The organism is Nocardioides sp. (assembly GCF_034670285.1).
GTDB lineage: Bacteria > Actinomycetota > Actinomycetes > Propionibacteriales > Nocardioidaceae > Nocardioides.
The window spans coordinates 1-2147 of sequence record NZ_JAXMNS010000519.1 but is presented as its reverse complement, the minus strand read 5'-3'; the positions used below and the strand labels follow the sequence as shown (position 1 = coordinate 2147).

The window sequence follows — 2147 nt, the reverse complement described above, 5'->3', positions numbered from 1 at the left end:
TTCGTGCCCCAGCAGCCTTGGAAGTCGGCGTGGCTGGGACTCGACGGATCGCTGCCGCGCTCGGTGCCGATGGACGCGATCGTCTCGGTGCTGACGCAGGCGGTCCCGGGGTCGGTGGTGCAGCGCGTCTTCCTCGTCTCGGCCTTCCTGCTCGGTGGCCTGGGCATCAGCCGTCTCGCAGGGGAGCGGTCGTGGGCCGCGCGGGCGGCTGCGGTGACGTTCTTCGTGTGGAACCCCTGGGTGCACGACCACCTCCAGATCGGGCAGTGGGCGATCCTGTGCGGCTACCTGGCGCTGCCCTGGGTGGCGCTGGCCGCACGGCGCTACCGGGCCGACGTACGACGGGGGTGGGCGCCGGTCGCGGTGGCGCTGGTGGTCTCGGCGATCTGCAGTCCGTCCAGCGGGGTGATGGCCGTGGTCGTGGTGGCGGTGCTGGGACTACGGCTGGTCTGGTCGTCCTGGGCGGTCCTGGCGGTGCTGGCGCTGGTCGCCAACCTGTCGTGGCTGTTGCCCTCCCTGCTCGCGCGCTCGAGCACCGTCACCACCGCGGGTGTCTTCGACCTCTTCGCCCCGCGCGCGGAGTCCTCCCTCGGCGTGCTCGGCAGCCTGCTGTCGATGGGGGGCACGTGGAAGACCTCGATCGTGGCCGGTGAGCGCACCAGCGCCGTCGTCGTCGCCCTGGCGTGCGCCGTGACAGTGACTGCCCTCGCCGGTGCCCGGCGACTACGGCACGACGTGCGAGCCCCGGAGGTACGACGACTCGCCCTGCTGGCGGCGCTCTCGCTCGCGGTGGCCGCGGTGCCCGGACTCGGCGGCGGTGACAGCTACGCCTGGCTGGGGGAGCAGGTGCCGGCGTTGGCGCTGCTGCGCGACGCCCAGCGCTTCCTCGCCCCGGCCGCGCTGCTCCTCGCCGTCGGCCTCGCCTCCGCGGTCAGCGGGGTCCTGGCGCAGGTGCGCCCGGGTCGTGAGTCGTTCGCGGGCGTGGCCGGACTGCTGGTGCTCGCACCCGTGCTCCTGCTCCCGAGCCTCGCCTGGGGGAGCGGCCTGGAGCGCTCGTCGTACCCGAGCGACTGGGATGCCGCCGGCTCGCTCATCGAGGCCGAGGCGCACACCACCACCGTCGTCCTCCCGTGGACCGGCAGCTATCGCCGCTTCGACTGGACCGGTGGCCGCGCCGTGCTGGACCCCGCTCCTCGCTACCTCCCCGGTGACGTGCTGATCGACGACCGCACCTTCGTGGACGGCGTCGAGATCGGGTCGGAGGATCCGCGCGTCCAGCGTGTGGAGGCTGCCCTGGACCTCGACCAGGAGGCGCAGGCTCCGGCCCTGCGCTCCCTCGGGGTGCGGTGGGTCCTGCTCGAGCTCGACCAGGGTTCGGCACCGCCGCCGGAGGGGGTCGAGGTGTTCGTGGGGGAGCACCTGGTGCTCCTCGACCTAGGGGAAATTGACGCGCGTCTAGCGCAATCGGTACTCGCGAGTAGTCACAAGGACCAGGTCGGCCTAGTCACTTCGGGCCACTTGGGGGCGTTCGGTTTGCTCGGCGTTGCCGTCGCCCGCATACTCCTCCCGGGGAGTAACCGTCATCACAGATGACCGGGTCTCCGCGAGGTCTTTGGGAGGGGACCGAGCACATGACTGGACAGAACACGGGTGCCGCAGGCATCGGAAACACGCTCAACGTCGTTGTCGCAGGGCTGGTGGGTGCAGCCGCAGCCACGGCGCTGACCGTCGGCGGGGTCAACGCCGCCAAGGGAGACCAGAAGCCGGTCGCCCAGTCCGAGCTGAGCCAGTACTCCGAGCAGTAGCGCTCGTGCGCTGAGCAGGCCCGCCTCGGCGGGCCGCTGACGCGCGCGCCTACGACTCGTGGTCCCCCCGGGAGGGTGGGGACCCGTACTGCTGACGGCTTGGGAGGGCCCAGATGCTGCAGATCGTCATACCTGCCTACAACGAGGCGGACCGGCTGCCACGCACGCTGCGTGAGCTGCGACGGTTCGTGCGCGAGCACCGCGCACGCCTCGGTGCGGTCGAGGTGATCGTGGTCGACAACGGATCGTGCGACGCCACGGCCGTTCTCGCCCGTGAGGCCGACACCCCCGCGCTCCCGGTGCGGGTGGTCTCGTGCCCCGTGCGCGGCAAGGGCGCTGCGG

At 72.0% G+C, this 2147-nt stretch carries 3 protein-coding genes; all 3 read left to right on the top strand.

Annotated elements, in window-relative coordinates; all coding sequences use genetic code 11:
* Positions 1–1593, top strand: a 1593-nt coding sequence (locus tag VOI19_RS18480) for a hypothetical protein (protein ID WP_323794408.1), incomplete at its 5' end; no start/stop codon positions are given.
* 38 nt (positions 1594–1631) lie between these two features.
* Positions 1632–1805: a hypothetical protein gene (locus VOI19_RS18475; protein WP_323794407.1), complete on the top strand. Its 174-nt coding sequence runs from the start codon at positions 1632–1634 to the stop codon at positions 1803–1805.
* Between the two features lie 113 nt (positions 1806–1918).
* Positions 1919–2147, top strand: a 229-nt coding sequence (locus VOI19_RS18470; RefSeq protein WP_323794406.1) for a glycosyltransferase, incomplete at its 3' end; no start/stop codon positions are given.

What these genes read in the sequence shown, in the direction of transcription:
- VOI19_RS18475 (WP_323794407.1), top strand. Translation starts at nt 1,632, where the DNA reads ATGACTGGACAGAACACGGGTGCCGCAGGCATCGGAAACACGCTCAAC.